This is a genomic window from Rhizobium sp. R635, from assembly GCF_002211285.1.
GTDB lineage: Bacteria > Pseudomonadota > Alphaproteobacteria > Rhizobiales > Rhizobiaceae > Rhizobium.
This window is the reverse complement of the sequence record NZ_LOKX01000036.1, coordinates 1-14,641: the sequence shown is the minus strand read 5'-3', so window position 1 is coordinate 14,641 and position 14,641 is coordinate 1. Positions and strand designations below refer to the sequence as shown.

Annotated in this window: 15 protein-coding genes; 11 read left to right on the top strand and 4 right to left on the bottom strand. The window is 62.8% G+C overall.

Going from position 1 to position 14,641, the window contains the following annotated elements; all coding sequences use genetic code 11:
* Nucleotides 1-197 precede the first annotated feature (197 nt).
* The 5 genes from ATY78_RS25880 to ATY78_RS25860 all read left to right on the top strand — a co-directional run bounded on the left by ATY78_RS25880 (nucleotide 198) and on the right by ATY78_RS25860 (nucleotide 6,668).
* The gene (locus ATY78_RS25880) at nucleotides 198-1,643 is read left to right on the top strand and encodes an MFS transporter (RefSeq protein ID WP_088685161.1); all 1,446 of its coding nucleotides are present in this window, start codon (nucleotides 198-200) and stop codon (nucleotides 1,641-1,643) included.
* A 122-nt stretch (nucleotides 1,644-1,765) separates the two neighbouring features.
* The gene (locus ATY78_RS25875) at nucleotides 1,766-2,830 is read left to right on the top strand and encodes a histidine kinase dimerization/phosphoacceptor domain -containing protein (protein WP_088685160.1); all 1,065 of its coding nucleotides are present in this window, start codon (nucleotides 1,766-1,768) and stop codon (nucleotides 2,828-2,830) included.
* Nucleotides 2,831-3,062: 232 nt separating this feature from the next.
* On the top strand, nucleotides 3,063-3,614 hold the full coding sequence (locus ATY78_RS25870) for a DUF924 family protein (protein WP_088685159.1): 552 nt from the start codon (nucleotides 3,063-3,065) through the stop codon (nucleotides 3,612-3,614).
* Between the two features lie 136 nt (nucleotides 3,615-3,750).
* A complete protein-coding gene (locus tag ATY78_RS25865; protein ID WP_088685344.1) occupies nucleotides 3,751-6,288 on the top strand; it encodes a mechanosensitive ion channel family protein in 2,538 nt (845 codons plus the stop codon).
* 113 nt (nucleotides 6,289-6,401) lie between these two features.
* The gene (locus ATY78_RS25860) at nucleotides 6,402-6,668 is read left to right on the top strand and encodes a hypothetical protein (RefSeq protein WP_088685158.1); all 267 of its coding nucleotides are present in this window, start codon (nucleotides 6,402-6,404) and stop codon (nucleotides 6,666-6,668) included.
* A 12-nt stretch (nucleotides 6,669-6,680) separates the two neighbouring features.
* Here the strand turns inward: ATY78_RS25860 and arsC are convergent, their stop codons facing one another.
* The 4 genes from arsC to ATY78_RS25840 are packed head-to-tail and all read right to left on the bottom strand — an operon-like array spanning nucleotide 6,681 to nucleotide 8,678.
* On the bottom strand, nucleotides 6,681-7,103 hold the full coding sequence (gene arsC, locus ATY78_RS25855) for an arsenate reductase (glutaredoxin) (protein ID WP_088685157.1): 423 nt from the start codon (nucleotides 7,101-7,103) through the stop codon (nucleotides 6,681-6,683).
* Nucleotides 7,100-7,795, bottom strand: coding sequence for an MIP/aquaporin family protein (locus ATY78_RS25850; RefSeq protein WP_088685156.1), 696 nt, complete (start codon nucleotides 7,793-7,795; stop codon nucleotides 7,100-7,102). Before ATY78_RS25850 ends, arsC begins: the two co-directional genes overlap by 4 nt.
* Nucleotides 7,795-8,325 (bottom strand): arsenate reductase ArsC, encoded by a 531-nt coding sequence (locus tag ATY78_RS25845; RefSeq protein ID WP_088685155.1) that lies wholly within the window; start codon nucleotides 8,323-8,325, stop codon nucleotides 7,795-7,797. Before ATY78_RS25845 ends, ATY78_RS25850 begins: the two co-directional genes overlap by 1 nt.
* Nucleotides 8,322-8,678: a metalloregulator ArsR/SmtB family transcription factor gene (locus ATY78_RS25840; RefSeq protein WP_088685154.1), complete on the bottom strand. Its 357-nt coding sequence runs from the start codon at nucleotides 8,676-8,678 to the stop codon at nucleotides 8,322-8,324. The genes ATY78_RS25845 and ATY78_RS25840 overlap by 4 nt, the downstream gene beginning before the upstream one ends.
* A gap of 42 nt (nucleotides 8,679-8,720) precedes the next feature.
* Here ATY78_RS25840 and ATY78_RS25835 point away from each other — a divergent pair, with 42 nt between their 5' ends.
* The 6 genes from ATY78_RS25835 to ATY78_RS25810 all read left to right on the top strand — a co-directional run.
* Nucleotides 8,721-9,245, top strand: a complete 525-nt coding sequence (locus tag ATY78_RS25835; RefSeq protein WP_088685153.1) for a DUF6428 family protein — start codon at nucleotides 8,721-8,723, stop codon at nucleotides 9,243-9,245.
* A 119-nt stretch (nucleotides 9,246-9,364) separates the two neighbouring features.
* The gene (locus ATY78_RS25830) at nucleotides 9,365-9,868 is read left to right on the top strand and encodes a DinB family protein (protein WP_088685152.1); all 504 of its coding nucleotides are present in this window, start codon (nucleotides 9,365-9,367) and stop codon (nucleotides 9,866-9,868) included.
* Nucleotides 9,869-9,877: 9 nt separating this feature from the next.
* A complete protein-coding gene (locus ATY78_RS25825; protein WP_088685151.1) occupies nucleotides 9,878-10,492 on the top strand; it encodes a TetR/AcrR family transcriptional regulator in 615 nt (204 codons plus the stop codon).
* A 190-nt stretch (nucleotides 10,493-10,682) separates the two neighbouring features.
* Nucleotides 10,683-11,513, top strand: a complete 831-nt coding sequence (locus tag ATY78_RS25820; protein WP_088685150.1) for a response regulator — start codon at nucleotides 10,683-10,685, stop codon at nucleotides 11,511-11,513.
* Nucleotides 11,514-11,696: 183 nt separating this feature from the next.
* Complete coding sequence (locus ATY78_RS25815) at nucleotides 11,697-13,028, top strand: diguanylate cyclase (protein WP_088685149.1); 1,332 nt, start codon at nucleotides 11,697-11,699, stop codon at nucleotides 13,026-13,028.
* Nucleotides 13,029-13,538: 510 nt separating this feature from the next.
* On the top strand, nucleotides 13,539-14,641 hold a 1,103-nt coding region (locus ATY78_RS25810), incomplete at its 3' end, for an IS4 family transposase (protein WP_141105672.1).

Sequence of the window (14,641 nt, the reverse complement as noted above, 5' to 3'; positions counted from 1 at the left end):
GCGGGGCTTTTTTCTTGAACGGGCGGCCGTATCGGGAATATTCCCGTGCAGTGCGAGATTTAGCCTTTCCGGCCTGATGCAAGGGGCGTATTCAGCCAGGGCGCGGTGTTTTTCCGCGCTCCCTCGCGCGGCAGATCTCCGATCGGCTTCCTTCCCGCTTGCCTGCCGCGTCATCCGGAATTTTCATTGGCAGATCCATGACCACGGCAGAGACGAGCGAGCAGGGGCAAGAGGCGGCGGGCAGCCGCCAGGCGAAGATCGTGGCGCTGGTCGTCGCCGTTTCCTTTTTCATGCAGATCCTCGACGGCACGATCGTCGCCACCTCGCTGCCGCAAATGGCGGCAAGCTTCGGCGTGCAGCCGGTGTCTATGAGCATCGGCATCACCGTCTACATGCTGACGATGGCGGCCTTCATTCCGCTCTCGGGCTGGCTCGGCGATCGTTTCGGCGCGCGCCGCGTCTTCCTGGTGTCGATCGGCGTCTTCACCGGCGCTTCGCTCTTCTGCGGCCTCTCCGGCAGCCTCACGGAATTCGTGCTGTGGCGTGCGCTGCAGGGGGCGGGCAGCGCGCTGATGACGCCGGTCGGTCGCATCATCGTGCTGAAGAACGCCCGCAAGTCCGAACTCGTCCAGGCAATTGCGCTGATCACCTGGCCGGCGCTGACGGCGCCGGTGGTCGGCCCCGTGCTCGGCGGCTTCATCACCACCTATGCCAGCTGGCATTGGAATTTCCTGATCAACATCCCGATCGGCATCATCGGCATGGGGCTGGTGCTGCGCTTCGTGCCGGAGCAGCGCGAGTCCGATCCCGGCCGGCTGGATATCCTCGGCTTCATCCTGAGTGCTGCGGGGCTGACCTTGCTGCTTGCCGCGCTCGAGCTTTCGGTCAAATGGGAAGGCGGGCTTTGGCCGGTCATTTCATTGCTGGCGGCGGGCATCGTCCTGTCTGTCATGGCGACGCGGCACTTCCTCGCCGTCGACAATCCGCTGCTCGATCTCTCGGCCTTCCGCGTCCAGACCTTCTCGATGTCGACGCTTTCGGCGGGCACGGCCTGCCGGACGGCGATCAATGCGACGCCTTTCCTGCTGCCGCTTCTGTTCCAGCTCGGCTTCGGGCTGAGTTCGATTGCCGCCGGCACCTATCTGCTCGTCTATTTCCTCGGCAATTTCAGCATGAAAGCGGTGACGACGCCGCTCCTGCGCTTCTTCGGCTTCCGCACCGTGCTTGGGCTCAACGGCCTGATCGCGGCGCTTTCGATCGTCGCCTGCGGTTTCCTGACGCCCGACACGCCGCCGTTTTTCATGCATGCGCTCCTTTTCCTCGCCGGCCTGTCGCGGTCGATGGAATTCACCGCGCTGAACACGCTCGCCTTCGCCGATATCGGCCCGGCGCAGCGAAGCTCGGCCTCGACGCTGTCGAGCATGCTGCAGCAGGTATCGATGCTGCTCGGCGTCGCGGTGGCTGCCGCCGTGCTCAACATTTCCTCGGCTCTGAGAGGCGCCGATAATCCCGTGCTGGCCGATTTTCGCTGGGCTTTCCTCGTGGTCGGCGTGATCGGCATCGTCTCGTCGCTGCGCTTTCTGCAATTGCCGAAGGAAGCGGGCGCCGAAGTTTCCGGCCACCGAAAGTTCCAGAAGAGCTAGCGCCGCCTGCGACAAGAGCGGGGGCTGTTTACCTCAGGCGGTCAATGCAATACGACATTGCCATGCTGACGACTCGGGCGCTTGCGGGCGGTCGTCGCTTAGAGAGAACGCCGGGAGATGGAATGAGCAATTCTAGCGGCGATGCGGATGCCCTGATCCACATCCTCTATATCGACGACGACGAGGGGCTCGCCCTGCTGATGCAGAAAAACCTTGCGCGGCGCGGCTTTTCGGTCGAGTGGGCTCGGAATGGCGCCGCCGGCCTGGCGCGGCTCGGCGAGGGCGGCATCGACGCCGTGGTGCTCGATCATCTCCTCGGCGGCGAGACCGGGCTCGATATCCTGCCTTGCATCACGTCCCTGCCGGACCATCCGCCCGTCATCTATGCCACGGGTTCGGACGATACCGGCATTGCGGTGGCCGCACTCAAGGCCGGCGCCGATGACTATATGCTCAAGGGGATCTCGGCCGATTATTTCGACCTGCTCGCCGCCGCCCTCGAACAGGCGCTGGAGCGGGCGCGTTTCCGCCGCGAAACGGCGCAGGCGCAGGAGGTGATCCGCCAGCAGCGCGATCATGCCGAAATGCTGCTTGCCGAAGTCAACCACCGCATCGCCAACAGCCTCGGCCTCGTCGGCGCGCTGATCCGCATGCAATCCTCGATGACGAAGGACCAGGTGGCGATCGATGCGCTGCACGAGACGCAGATGCGCATCAATGCGATCGCGAGTGTCCACCGCCGGCTCTACACCAACCGGCAGGTCGGCTCGGTCAAGGTGGACGAATATCTGGACAGCCTGCTCACCGAACTCGAAGCCTCGATGCGCGACGACAAGCGGCCGCACAGCATCGTGCTGGCTGCAAAACCGGTCAATCTGGCGACCGACAAGGTGATCACGCTCGGACTGATCGTCAGCGAACTCGTCACCAACGCCTTCAAATATGCCTATGCGGAAGCGGTGCCGGGCGAAATCCGGGTCTTCGTCGACCAGACGGACGGGGAGCTGCGGGTTGTCGTGGAGGATGACGGCGAAGGCTTCGACCCGTCGAGCCCGGCCAGGGGGACCGGCTTGGGCACGCGCATCCTGACGGCGATGGCGGCGAGCTTGAAATCGGATTTTGCCTATGATCCCGGGCATGACGGGACGCGGGCGACGCTGGTGTTTTCGTTGGGTGAGGGGAAGTAGGCTGAGGTGGAAGGTCACGATGAAGGGTGTGCCCGCAGCCCCCTCATCCGCCTGCCGGCACCTTCTCCCCGCTGGGGAGAAGAGACTCACGGCAACGTCTCGGTTCCCTCTTCTCCCCAGCGGGGAGAAGGTGCCCGTAGGGCGGATGAGGGGGCTGCTCGGCACGCCTTATCCTATTTTTACAATAACTTACCAACATAACATCATCAAGCTAACGTAGCGGGAGGAAAGCATGACCACGATCCGCACACCTCGAGAGATCTATGATTTCTGGTTCGTCCGATGCGGCCCGGAGCTGTGGTTTCGTCCGCCGCCGGAGCTCGATGTCGAGATCCGCGATGTTTTCCGCGATACGCATCTGGCGCTTGCCGCAGGTGTGGGCGACGAGTGGCGGGCCGATCCGCTGAGCAGGCTGGCGGCCGTCATCGTGCTCGACCAGTTTCCCCGCAACATCTATCGCGGCACCGGGCTCGCCGTCGCGACCGACGGGCTGGCGCTTCGGGAGGCCAAGCTCGCGCTTGCTGATGGCGCCGACCAGGCGGTGGAAGATGCATGCCGGACCTTCTTCTACCTGCCCTTCGAACACGCCGAGAATCTCGACGAGCAGGAGCGTTCGGTGGCGTTGTTCACGGCGCTCGGCGACGAGGAATATCTCGATTTTGCGATCCGCCACCGCGACGTGATTGCCGCCTATGGCCGCTTTCCCCACCGCAACGCCATGCTCGGGCGGGAATCGACGGCTGCGGAACTTGATTATCTAGCCCAGCCCGGCGCCGGCTTCTGAGCTGTTTTGGGCGAACGGGCGCGGCACGGAACAAGCTCGGCGCAAGGCGCTTTCGGTATCTTCCGCCTTTCTGTCGCCTTTGTTTGCGATGAAAAGCGAGCATTCAATTTTGACGACAACCTTTCCGGAGGCCTTTTTGCGGCTGAGATCCATCCTGCTTCGCGCCATTCTTCTCATGACGCTGGCGCTCGCCGGCGCGCATTTCGAGAGTGCGGCAGCCCTGGCGCAGGAGCCGCAGCCGCAGGCGGCAGCAGCAGAGGAGCCGCTCGTCGATACGCCGTCTGCCCAGGCGGCGAAGGAGATCGACAAGGCGAAGGCTGAGCTTGCCTCGCTTCAGGACGGCGTCAAGGAGAATGCCGACAATGACGATGCGCTGGTCGGGCTTGCGACCAAGGCGGACGAGCTCAGCCGCGCCGTCATCACCATATCGGTCAATTTGCGGCCGCGTTTCGACCAGATCAAGAACCGGCTGGCGGAGATCGGCGAGCCGCCGAAGGATGGGCAGCCGCCGGAGGCGCAGATCGTCACGGACGAGCGCAACGCGCTTGCCGCCGAGCGGGCGCAGATCAACGCGGTGACGGGCGATGCCGAAAACCTGTCGATTGCGGTAACGAAGCTTCTCAACGAGATCATCGAGATGCGGCGGCAGCTTTTTGCCGATACGCTTTTCAAGCGCACCGAGATCTCGGTCTCCGTTCTCGACGATGCCGCCAGCGCCTTCGTGCGGGAAACCGGCGAATTCGTGCAGGCCCTGTCGAGCTGGGCCAGCTTCGTCTGGAAATTCAAGCGTTTCCCGCTGTTTGCCGCGATCCTCCTGTCGCTCGCGTCGGCGCTGATCCTGCTTTCCGGCAGCTACCGGCTGTTCGGCTCCTATCTGCGCCGCGACGAGGCGGTCGAAAACCCATCCTATATCGGCCGGCTGTCGATCGCCTTCTGGTCGACGCTGATCCGCACGCTGGCGCTTTCGGTGCTGCTCGTCACCTCCTTCTTCTTCCTCAACAGTTTCAACGTGCTGAGGCCCGATATCGCGCCCGTCATCGGCGCGCTGTTCGGCACGATCGGGCTCGTCTATTTCGTCGGTCGCTTCGTCAACGCGATTTTCGCCCCGCACGAACCGCGCTGGCGGCTGGTGCGGCTTTCCAATCTCGGCGCGCGCTCGATCGGCTATTGCCTGCTGGCTATGGCCGTCATCAACGGGCTCGACTATCTCTTCAGCAGCATCGGCGAGGCGATGGGCTCGCCGCTGGTGCTGACCGTCGTCAGAAGCCTGATCGCCGCGCTCATCATCGGCATCATCCTGATCGCCGTCTCCTTCGGTAAGCCGATGCTGGCAAGAAGCGGCGATCCGGATGCGCCGGGCCGGCATTGGCCGCGCGGCATGGCGATCATCCTGCGTGTGGTCGGCGCTGCCCTGATCGTTTCGGCGCTCTCGGGTTATGTGGGGCTGGCGCGCTTCGTCGCCACGCAGCTCATCATCACCGGCGCCGTCGTCGCCACCATGTATGTCGGCCTGCTTTCCGGCAAGGCGATATCGCGGCAGGAGAGCTTCGGCGATACCTTCTTCGCGCGTTTCCTGACGCGCCGCTTCAACCTCGGCCCTGTGGCGATCGACCAGGTCGGCCTGCTCGTCGGCCTTGCCATCTATGCGGTGGCGCTGATCGTCGGCATTCCGCTCATCCTGCTGCTCTGGGGCTTCCATGTGCAGGACCTGCAGCTCATCGCCTTCCGTCTGTTCACCGAGGTCAAGCTCGGCGGCATCAGCATTTCGCTGCTCGGCATCTGCACCGGCATCCTGCTCTTTGCCGGCGTCTACCTGCTGACGCGCTGGATACAGCGCTGGCTCGACGGCAATGTGATGGCGCGCAGCCATGTCGATCTCGGCGTGCGCAATTCGGTCAAGACGGGCATCGGCTATCTCGGCGTCGGCATTGCGGCGATCATCGGCGTCTCGGCGGCGGGCATCGATCTGTCGAGTTTCGCGCTCGTCGCCTCGGCGCTCTCGGTCGGCATCGGTTTCGGCCTGCAGAACATCGTCTCCAACTTCGTCTCGGGCTTGATCCTGCTCGTCGAGCGGCCGTTCAAGGTCGGCGACCATGTCGTCTCGGGCACGGCCGAAGGCATCGTCAAGCGCATCTCGGTGCGCGCCACCGAGATCGAGACCTTCCGCAAGCAATCGATCATCGTGCCGAATTCGGAGCTGATCAACGGTCTCGTCGGCAACTGGACACACCGCAACAAGATCGGCCGCTCGGAAATCCCGGTTTCCGTCAGCTACGACGCCGATCCGCAGAAGGTGATGGATATCCTGCTGGAACTGACGGCGAAGATTCCGCTCGTCATGCGCAATCCGGAGCCGCATGTCGAATTCCTGCGCTTCGGCCCGTATTCGCTGGATTTCGAGCTGCGCTTCTTCCTCGCCGACATGGGCGACGGCATGACCGTGCGCAACAATCTCAGGATCGAGATCCTTCGGCGCTTCAAGGCCGAGGGTATCGAAATCCCGCTGCCGCAGAGCGATCTCACCATCCATCGGGATGCCGCGCCTCTCCCTCTCAACGCGCGCAAGGATCAGGCGGACGGCCAGGAAACGCTCCGGGACAAGCCGGTGGAAGACGAGGAGCGGCCGGTGCGGCAGCTGCGCGGGCGGACGGCGGAGGGCGGCCTGAAGAGCTGAACGGCTCATTCAGCCATCATTCACAGGTCTATGTGCATCATCCCTGACAATCGGGATCGCTGCCGAGGGCAGCACCGATCGTTCGAGGGGAGGGCGCATCCGCGCCGCCGCACATGATGGCAAGATTTGCCGCCGTTCTGCTTGTCCCGCTGCTTGCCGCGCCGGCGGCCCATGCGGCATCCATCACCAACACCGATCCCGCCGCCGTGGTGCTCGTCATCACCGAGGGCGGCCAGCGCGTCGAGGTCGTGGTCGATGCCGGCGCTTCGGAAAGCCTCTGCCCCTCCGGCTGCTTCATGACGACGCCCGACGGCGACCGCATCGGCCTCGACGGCGGCGAGACGATCGACATCGTCAAGGGCTCGGCGATCGTCAAGTAGCGCCCCGCAGGGTCAGACGATCCGCTTGCCTTCGGCGTCGAGCACCTTCTCGCCGTCTTCCTTGGTGAAGGCGCCCTTGTGCGTTTCCGGCAGGATTTCCAGGACCAGTTCGGAGGGCCGCGACAGGCGCGTGCCGAGCGGTGTCACGACGAAGGGCCGGTTGATCAGGATCGGATGCGCCAGCATGGCTTGGAGAAGCTGCTCGTCCGTCAGAGCGGGATCGTCGAGGCCGAGTTCGGCATAGGGCGTGTCCTTCTCGCGAAGGGCCTGACGCACGGTGAGGCCGGCATCGGCGATCATCTTGATCAGATCCTCACGCGACGGCGGCTCCTTGACGTATTCGATGATCGTGGGTTCGATCCCGGTGTTGCGGATCATCGCCAGCGTATTGCGCGACGTGCCGCAGGCCGGATTGTGGTAGATGGTGACGTTCATAGTTTTGCCTCTGACGATAGCGTTGACGACGCGCCGGGCTGTAGCAGCCAAGTGAACAGGAGAAGGGCTGCGACAGCCCCTGTTATTTCGGCAATCCAGAATCCGGGAAGATCGATCGGGCGGATGCCGGAGAAAGTGTCGGTCAGCGAGCGGGCCAAGGCGACGGCCGGATTGGCGAAGGAGGTCGAGGCGGTGAACCAGTAGGCGGCGGTAATATAGAGCCCGACCAGCCACGGCACCGCCTTCTGCTCGAAGCGGATGCCGGCGAGAATGATGCCGACCAGCCCGAAGGTCGCGAAACCTTCGGAAAACCATTGCGCGCCGCCGGTGCGCACCTTGCTCGACAATTCGACGATCGGCAGAGAGAACATCAGATGGACGACGACGGTTCCGACGATGCCGCCGGCGACCTGCGCCAGCACATAGCCGGCGAGATCGCGTTTCGCCAGCGCGCGCGACATGGCAAAGACCAGCGAAACGGCCGGATTGAAATGGGCGCCGGAAATCGGCCCGAGCACGGTGATCAGCACCACCAGGATCGCGCCGGTCGCAAGTGTGTTGCCGAGCAAAGCGAGCCCGACATCCCCAGTCAACGAGCTTGCCATGATGCCCGACCCGACGACGGTTGCGACCAGCATGGCGGTGCCGAGGGCCTCGGCCACCAGCCGGCGCGGCAGATCGAACGATGCCATCAGCCAGCCCCTGCCGGTTTTGCGGTCGTGCCTTCCATCGCGCCGATCTGGCGCAGATGCTGCTCCAGCGCCAGCTTGTCGATCGACGACAAGGGCAGGCTGAGGAAGGCCATGATCCGGTTCTTGAGGAAGCGGGCGGCCTCAGCGAAGGCGCGGCCCTTCTCGACCTCGCTGCCCTGGATGGCGGCCGGATCCTCGACGCCCCAGTGAGCGGTCATCGGGTGGCCGATCCAGACCGGGCAGGCTTCGCCATGGGCGCTGTCGCAGACGGTGAAGATGAAATCCATCTCCGGCGCGCCGGGCTTGGCGAACTCGTCCCAGCTCTTCGAACTGAAACCGGCCGAGGGATAACCCAGTGCCGCGAGCTCCTTCAGCGCCAGTGGATTGACCTCACCCTTCGGCTGGCTGCCGGCGGAATAGGCTTTGAACCGGCCTTTGGCTTCGGTCTCCATGATGGATTCGGCCAGGATCGAGCGTGAAGAATTGGCGGTGCAGAGAAAGAGCACATTGTAAACGCGGCCTGTGGTCATTGCAGTTCCTCCTTGATTGCAGGGGCACAGCATGCGGCGACGGTGGCGGCGGGGGCGCAGATCTCGGCGTTGCCGCTGCAGCAATCCTCCATCAGGAAGCGGATCAGGCCGCCGAGCGCTTCGTAATTGGCGGTGTAGATGATCGAGCGGGATTCGCGCTGCTGGGCGATCAGGCCGGCTCGTTCCAGCTCCTTCAGATGGAAGGAGACATTGGAGGGGGAGACGTCCGCCCTTTCGGCGATGGCGCCCGCCGCCATTCCGTCGGGACCCGATACGACAAGCATGCGAACGATCTGGAGGCGCGTTTCCTGCGAAAGCGCGCCGAATGCGGCGAGGGCTTGACGTTGATCCATATTTCAATAATCCTTGAATTGTTGAAATGAGGATTAGCGCAAATGAATGTCATCGACAACGGTAAAATTCAAGCGGAAGACATCAACCTGGGCCTGCTGCTCAACGCGCTCTCCGGCGACAAAGACGCGCCGCTGGTTTTTCACTACGACGGCCGGCCGGTGAATCAGGGCTATCATATCACCGAGGTCAAGGCGGGCCAATTCGCAGGCCTCGATTGCGGCGCCAATCCCGAGGCATGGACGGAGATCTTCATCCAGCTTTGGGACATCGAGGAGGGCGAGCGCACGCATATGCCGGCCGGCAAGTTCCATGCGATCATCCGCAAGGTGACGGAGCACGTACAGCTCGACGGCTCCGCCAGGCTCACCTTCGAGGTCAGCGACGGCGTGCGGCCGATGCAGCTTTATTGCGCGGCGATGCCGGTTTCATGCGCCGGTACGATGCATGTCGAGTTGTCGCCGAGGCCGGCAAGCTGCAAGCCGCGCGACCGGTGGCTGGCGGAAGAAAACGAGAAGGCGGCGGCTTGCTGCGGACCGGCAGCGGCAAGGACCGGGTGCTGTGCCTAAGACCCCGTGAAACTGCGTGCGGGCAGCGTCACGGTTGTTGACTGACCATCAGTCAGTGGCGTAAACAAGAGCAGCCGGCTTGATGTCGGCGCCATCCGTTTCACCGCCCGGAGATCGCCATGAGCGCGCAGACCTTGCTGAATTCCCTGTTCCGATACAAAGCCAGCATCGACGAGGAACTTCTGGACGCGCTGAGTGCGCTCGGTGAAGAGGGCCGATCCGATGCCTTTTCCTCAGCCCTTCGTGTGCTCAACCATGCCCATCTCGTCGACCGCATCTTCGCCGCCAATCTTCAGCGGGAGGTTCACGACTACACGGCGAGCTGGAGCAGCGTCGCGCCGCCTTTGGCGCAGCTTTCGGCCGATATCAGGGAGACGGACCGTTGGTATGTCGACTACACCTCGCGTATAACGCCAGATGAAATGGAAGAAGTCGTCGACTTCACCTTCACCGATGGCGGGCGCGGACGCATGTCCCGCGAGGAAATGCTGGCGCATGTGGCGACGCATGCCGGTTATCATCGCGGGGAGGTCGGTCGCCTGCTGCCTGAAATCGAAAACGCCGCGATGCGCGACGTGTTTGCCGGCTACCTGCACAGGGCCGAGCCATCGCGCCGCCAGTGAGAATGGACCATGCCGGCCGATCCCGTTTCAAAACCGAGAACCAAGCCTGCTGAAGAGCGCCGCGACGAGCTGATGACCGCGGCCGAACGGCTGTTCCTGGCAAAGGGCGTGGAGCAGACCACCATCGAGGAGATCACATCAGGGGCAGGGGTCGCCAAGGGCACCTTCTACCTGCACTTCTCCTCGAAGGCCGATGTTCTGGAAGCGCTGCGCGGCCGCTTCGTGCAGGGCGTTCTGAACGGTATCGTCGCGGCAGTCGAGGGACAGCGGCAGGAGGATTGGCGCGGCAAGCTGGCGGCGTGGTCGGCCGCCTGCGCGACCGGCTATCTCGATGCGGCCGGCCTGCATCACCTCGCCTTCGTGGCGGCGCCTCCGGCAACGCGGGAAGGGCTTTCCAGCAACATCCTGATCGCGCATCTGAGCGAGCTCATCGCCGCCGGGGCAGCCGATGATGCCTGGCCGGTCGACGATCCCGGCTTTACGGCGGTGTTTCTGTTCAATGCCCTGCATGGCGTGGTCAATCAGCCCGGCATCGCCGAGACCCCGTCGGCCCGCGCCGAATTGCTGCATAAGATCGAGGCGCATTTCCTGCGTTCGCTGGGCTTGGTGCTTGGGGGCAGTTGAACTGCCATTCCCCGTTGCGGGCGCTCATCACCCGCTCCGCGCATGAATTCTTAATCATATCCGCAAAGAAACCGGAGCCGGCCCATCTGGTTGCATCTTCGTTTCATATCGGGACGCGCTGATTAATAATTATTCAAATCAATTGATGTATCAAATCGACCCGGGGACAGATTTACATCAAAGGTTTGCTATGGCGTTTCTAGGTATTTCGGGGATGCAATATTCCGGGGAAATGTTTGCCGGTGCGCGGATTATTGTCGCGGAAGATTCCAACGTATTCACCTCGATGATCAGCAAACGCCTCAAGGAGCTGTTCGACATCGATGTCGAGATCTGCCGCAGCTTCGAGGATCTGCAGTTTTCCTATGACAAGTCTTCCGAGCCGATCACGCTGGCGATCTCGAACATCAACCTGCCCGGCGCCGAAAACGGCGAAGCGTTGGAATATCTGGTCGACCTCTCCATTCCCACCATCGTCTTCACCGGCACCTTCCAGGAAGGCATGCGCGACAAGCTGATGGCCAAGGATATCGTCGATTACATCCTCAAGGACAATGTCTTCGCCGTCGACCTGCTGGCGGAATCGATCTGCCGGTTCCTGACCAATCATCGCCATCACGTGCTGATCGTCGACGACAGCGCCACGGCGCGCGCTTTGCTGTCGAGCCGGCTGAAGCGCTATAATTTCCGCGTCAGCACCGCCGAAAACGGCGTCAAGGCGCTGGAGATCCTGAAGGCCAATCGCGATATCGGCCTGATGATCACCGATTACAACATGCCCGACATCGACGGGTTCGAGCTGACACGGCGCATCCGCGCCCATATCGGCTCGCATGAATTGCGCATCATCGGCGTCTCCTCCTCGTCGAACCGGCTGCTTTCGGCACGGTTCCTGAAGGCCGGCGGCAATGATTTCATGCTGCGCCCCTTCATCGACGAGGAATTCTACTGCCGCGTCAACCAGAACCTCGACACGCTGCTGCAGATCCAGTCGATGCGTAAGGAGCGGGCGGTTGCCTGACGGCCGCTCCAGAGGGATGGCGAGGAAGCCGGGGGCTGTCTTCGGCGGCGGACGTCGAATTTCTGCAATTGCAAGTAATCCTATTATTTGTCCCCTTCACGCGGATGGGCCTCTCGGCTATCGTCCGCCGCGCCGGGGGGAGGGCCGAGTCGAGCCCGTGAGGCGCATGGGGGAGTAGCGGCCGTGGCTTTTCAGGGGGATTTCCAGCGGGATGGCATCGGGCTGCGCTCCAGCGGCCTCAAGATACTTCTGGTTGAAGATTCCAGGATGTTTTCCGCCGTGCTCTGCCACCGGTTCCAGACGGAACTCGGCCTTACCGTCAAATCCTGCTCGTCGCTGAAGGCGCTTCGCAGGGAACTTTCCGACGATGGTCACGGCTACACCATGGCCGTCGTCGATCTCAACCTGCCCGACTCTCCCTATGGCGAGGCGCTCGACTGCACGATCGAGCACGACATCCCGGCCATCGTCTTTACCGCGACATTCGATCTCAATACGCGCAACAGGATCATGGAGCGCAATGTCATCGATTATGTGCTGAAGGACAACGAGTTCGCGCTCGACAACCTGGTCGCGACTGTGCGCCGCGCGATCTCCAACCGCAAGACGCGGGTGCTGGTCGTCGACGATGTCGTTTCGGCCCGCCAGGTGCTCGTCGATCTCCTGAAGGCGCAGCAATATCTCGTCGTCGAGGCGAATTCGGGGCTCGAGGCGCTCGCTGCACTCGAAGCCTATGGCGATATCGAACTCGTCGTCACCGACCATCACATGCCCGATATGAGCGGCTACGAGTTGACGCGGCGCATCCGCCATCGCTTCGGTTCGGACCGGCTGCGCGTCATCGGCGTTTCCTCCTCCAACGACCGCATGCTGTCGGCCAGCTTCCTCAAGGCCGGCGCCAGCGACTTCGTCTACCGGCCCTTCGTTGCCGAGGAGCTGCAATGCCGCATCGCCAACAATGCCGAGACGCTGGCGCAGATGCGCCAGCTCAGAGCGGCGGCGGCCTGCGATTACCTCACCGGCCTCTATAACCGCCGCTATTTCTACGATAACGGCCCGAAGCTGGTGAACGAGTGTCTGCGGCTGAAAGTGCCGAGCTCGGTTGCCATTCTCGATATCGACCATTTCAAGCGGCTGAACGATACATACGGCCACGAGATCGGCGACAAGGTGCTGAAGGCCGTTGCAAACCGGCTGTTCACGATCTTCGAAGGCAGCGACAATCTGCTCTCGCGCCTCGGCGGCGAAGAATTCGCCATCCTCTTCCCGCAGATGGATTCGGCCGCCGCTACCAAGCTCTGCGACGAGATCCGCTCGGACATCTCACGGCTGAAGGTGACGGCCGACGACGAGGATCTCGGCGTCACCATCTCGATCGGCATTGCCGAAATCGGCAGCTACGAAACCTTCGAAAATTATCTCAACGCCGCCGACCAGTTCCTCTACATGGCCAAGCACCGCGGCCGCAACCAGGTCTATTCCGACGCCAGGATGACGGAAGAGGCGGCGCAGTAGGGCCGTTTCTGGTTTCATGCCGCGTCGTCAGTCGCCGCGCCTGCCACTCATCCCGCTATGCTCGTTCTAAGTACCCGGTAGCCGAGGTGAGAGGGGAGAGCGCCGACGTTTCGATTCCCTCTTCTCCCCAGCGGGGAGAAGGTGCCCGTAGGGCGGATGAGGGGGCCGGAGACGCAGGCGTTTCAACAGTGCTTGTGCAGTCTTCTACCATGATTGGGCATGCGGTTTCCGCCTGCGTGCCGGGATAGTTTACGATGGAAAGGGTGTTCCGTGTGGCCCCCTCATCCGCCTGCCGGCACCTTCTCCCCGCCGGGGAGAAGAGAATATGTCGCGCCATCTTCGTTCCTCGACCGCTCTCGAACAGCACGTCCTCGCCCGCGACCGGAGGCAGATGCTCGGGACAAGCCCACTGGTGTCCGGTTTAAATTTGGTGGACAAGGCGCACGGTGTTGATTCTACTCGTATTCGGATGTTTGGCGACAATCCCGGACACGAAAGAGAGGCAACACCGTGCGGCACGAGAATAGCGTCTTTCATGATCTGTTGAAGCGAATTCCGTGGGCGGCCTTCGAAAGACTTGTGGAGGAGCATCAGGCCGACAAGCACGTGCGGCGACTGTCGACGAAGAGCCAGTTGGTCGCGCTACTCTACGGCCAGCTTTCCGGGGCCGTCAGCCTGCGCGAGATCGTCGGCGGCCTGCAAAGCCACAGCAGCGGTCTTTACCATCTCGGCGCCCGCCCGGCGTCACGCTCGACCCTTGCCGACGCCAATGGCCTGCGCCCGAGTGCGGTTTTCGCCGAGCTGTTCGCGCAAATGGTGTCGCGCGCCGGGCGCGGGCTCAAGCGGGCCGTCGGCGAGGCGGTGCATCTGATCGACAGCAGCAGTCTGCGCCTTTCCGGAGCGGGATCGGATTGGGCACGCTTTTCCGATCAGGCCTGTGGCGCCAAGGTTCACGTCGTCTACGATGCCAATGCCGAACGGCCGATCTATGCGGCGGTGACGCCGGCCAATGTCAACGACATCACCGCCGCCAAGGTTATGCCCATCGAGGCGGGCGCCACCTATGTCTTCGACCTCGGCTATTACGATTTCGGCTGGTGGGCGAAGCTCAATGCCGCCGGCTGCCGCATCGTCACGCGCCTCAAATCCCATACCAAATTGGCCGTCACCGAGGAAAGAGCGGTTAGCCTGGTTGGAACCATCCTGTCGGATCGGGTCGGCCTCCTGCCGCAGCGCATGGCGAAAAGCCGCAGGAACCCGATGAGCGTGCCGGTTCGGGAGGTCTGCGTGCGGATCGAAACCGGCAAGATATTGCGCATCCTTTCCAACGATCTCGATGCTCCGGCTGAAGAGATCGCCGCGCTCTACAAGCGCCGCTGGGCGATCGAGCTGTTCTTCCGATGGGTCAAGCAGACGCTGAAGATCCGCCATTTCATCGGCAATAGCGAGAATGCCGTGCGCATCCAGATCGCCGTCGCCCTGATCGCATACCTGCTGCTGCAGATGGCCAAGGCAGACCAGACCACCGTCGCAAGCCCGCTCGCCTTCGCCCGCCTGGTGCGCGCCAATCTCATGCACCGACGCAGGATCGACCGCCTGTTGCGACCCGCCGG

What these genes read in the sequence shown, in the direction of transcription:
- ATY78_RS25880 (WP_088685161.1), top strand. Translation starts at nt 198, where the DNA reads ATGACCACGGCAGAGACGAGCGAGCAGGGGCAAGAGGCGGCGGGCAGC.
- ATY78_RS25875 (WP_088685160.1), top strand. Translation starts at nt 1,766, where the DNA reads ATGAGCAATTCTAGCGGCGATGCGGATGCCCTGATCCACATCCTCTAT.
- ATY78_RS25870 (WP_088685159.1), top strand. Translation starts at nt 3,063, where the DNA reads ATGACCACGATCCGCACACCTCGAGAGATCTATGATTTCTGGTTCGTC.
- ATY78_RS25860 (WP_088685158.1), top strand. Translation starts at nt 6,402, where the DNA reads ATGATGGCAAGATTTGCCGCCGTTCTGCTTGTCCCGCTGCTTGCCGCG.
- arsC (WP_088685157.1), bottom strand. Translation starts at nt 7,103, where the DNA reads ATGAACGTCACCATCTACCACAATCCGGCCTGCGGCACGTCGCGCAAT.
- ATY78_RS25850 (WP_088685156.1), bottom strand. Translation starts at nt 7,795, where the DNA reads ATGGCATCGTTCGATCTGCCGCGCCGGCTGGTGGCCGAGGCCCTCGGC.
- ATY78_RS25845 (WP_088685155.1), bottom strand. Translation starts at nt 8,325, where the DNA reads ATGACCACAGGCCGCGTTTACAATGTGCTCTTTCTCTGCACCGCCAAT.
- ATY78_RS25840 (WP_088685154.1), bottom strand. Translation starts at nt 8,678, where the DNA reads ATGGATCAACGTCAAGCCCTCGCCGCATTCGGCGCGCTTTCGCAGGAA.
- ATY78_RS25835 (WP_088685153.1), top strand. Translation starts at nt 8,721, where the DNA reads ATGAATGTCATCGACAACGGTAAAATTCAAGCGGAAGACATCAACCTG.
- ATY78_RS25830 (WP_088685152.1), top strand. Translation starts at nt 9,365, where the DNA reads ATGAGCGCGCAGACCTTGCTGAATTCCCTGTTCCGATACAAAGCCAGC.
- ATY78_RS25825 (WP_088685151.1), top strand. Translation starts at nt 9,878, where the DNA reads ATGCCGGCCGATCCCGTTTCAAAACCGAGAACCAAGCCTGCTGAAGAG.
- ATY78_RS25820 (WP_088685150.1), top strand. Translation starts at nt 10,683, where the DNA reads ATGGCGTTTCTAGGTATTTCGGGGATGCAATATTCCGGGGAAATGTTT.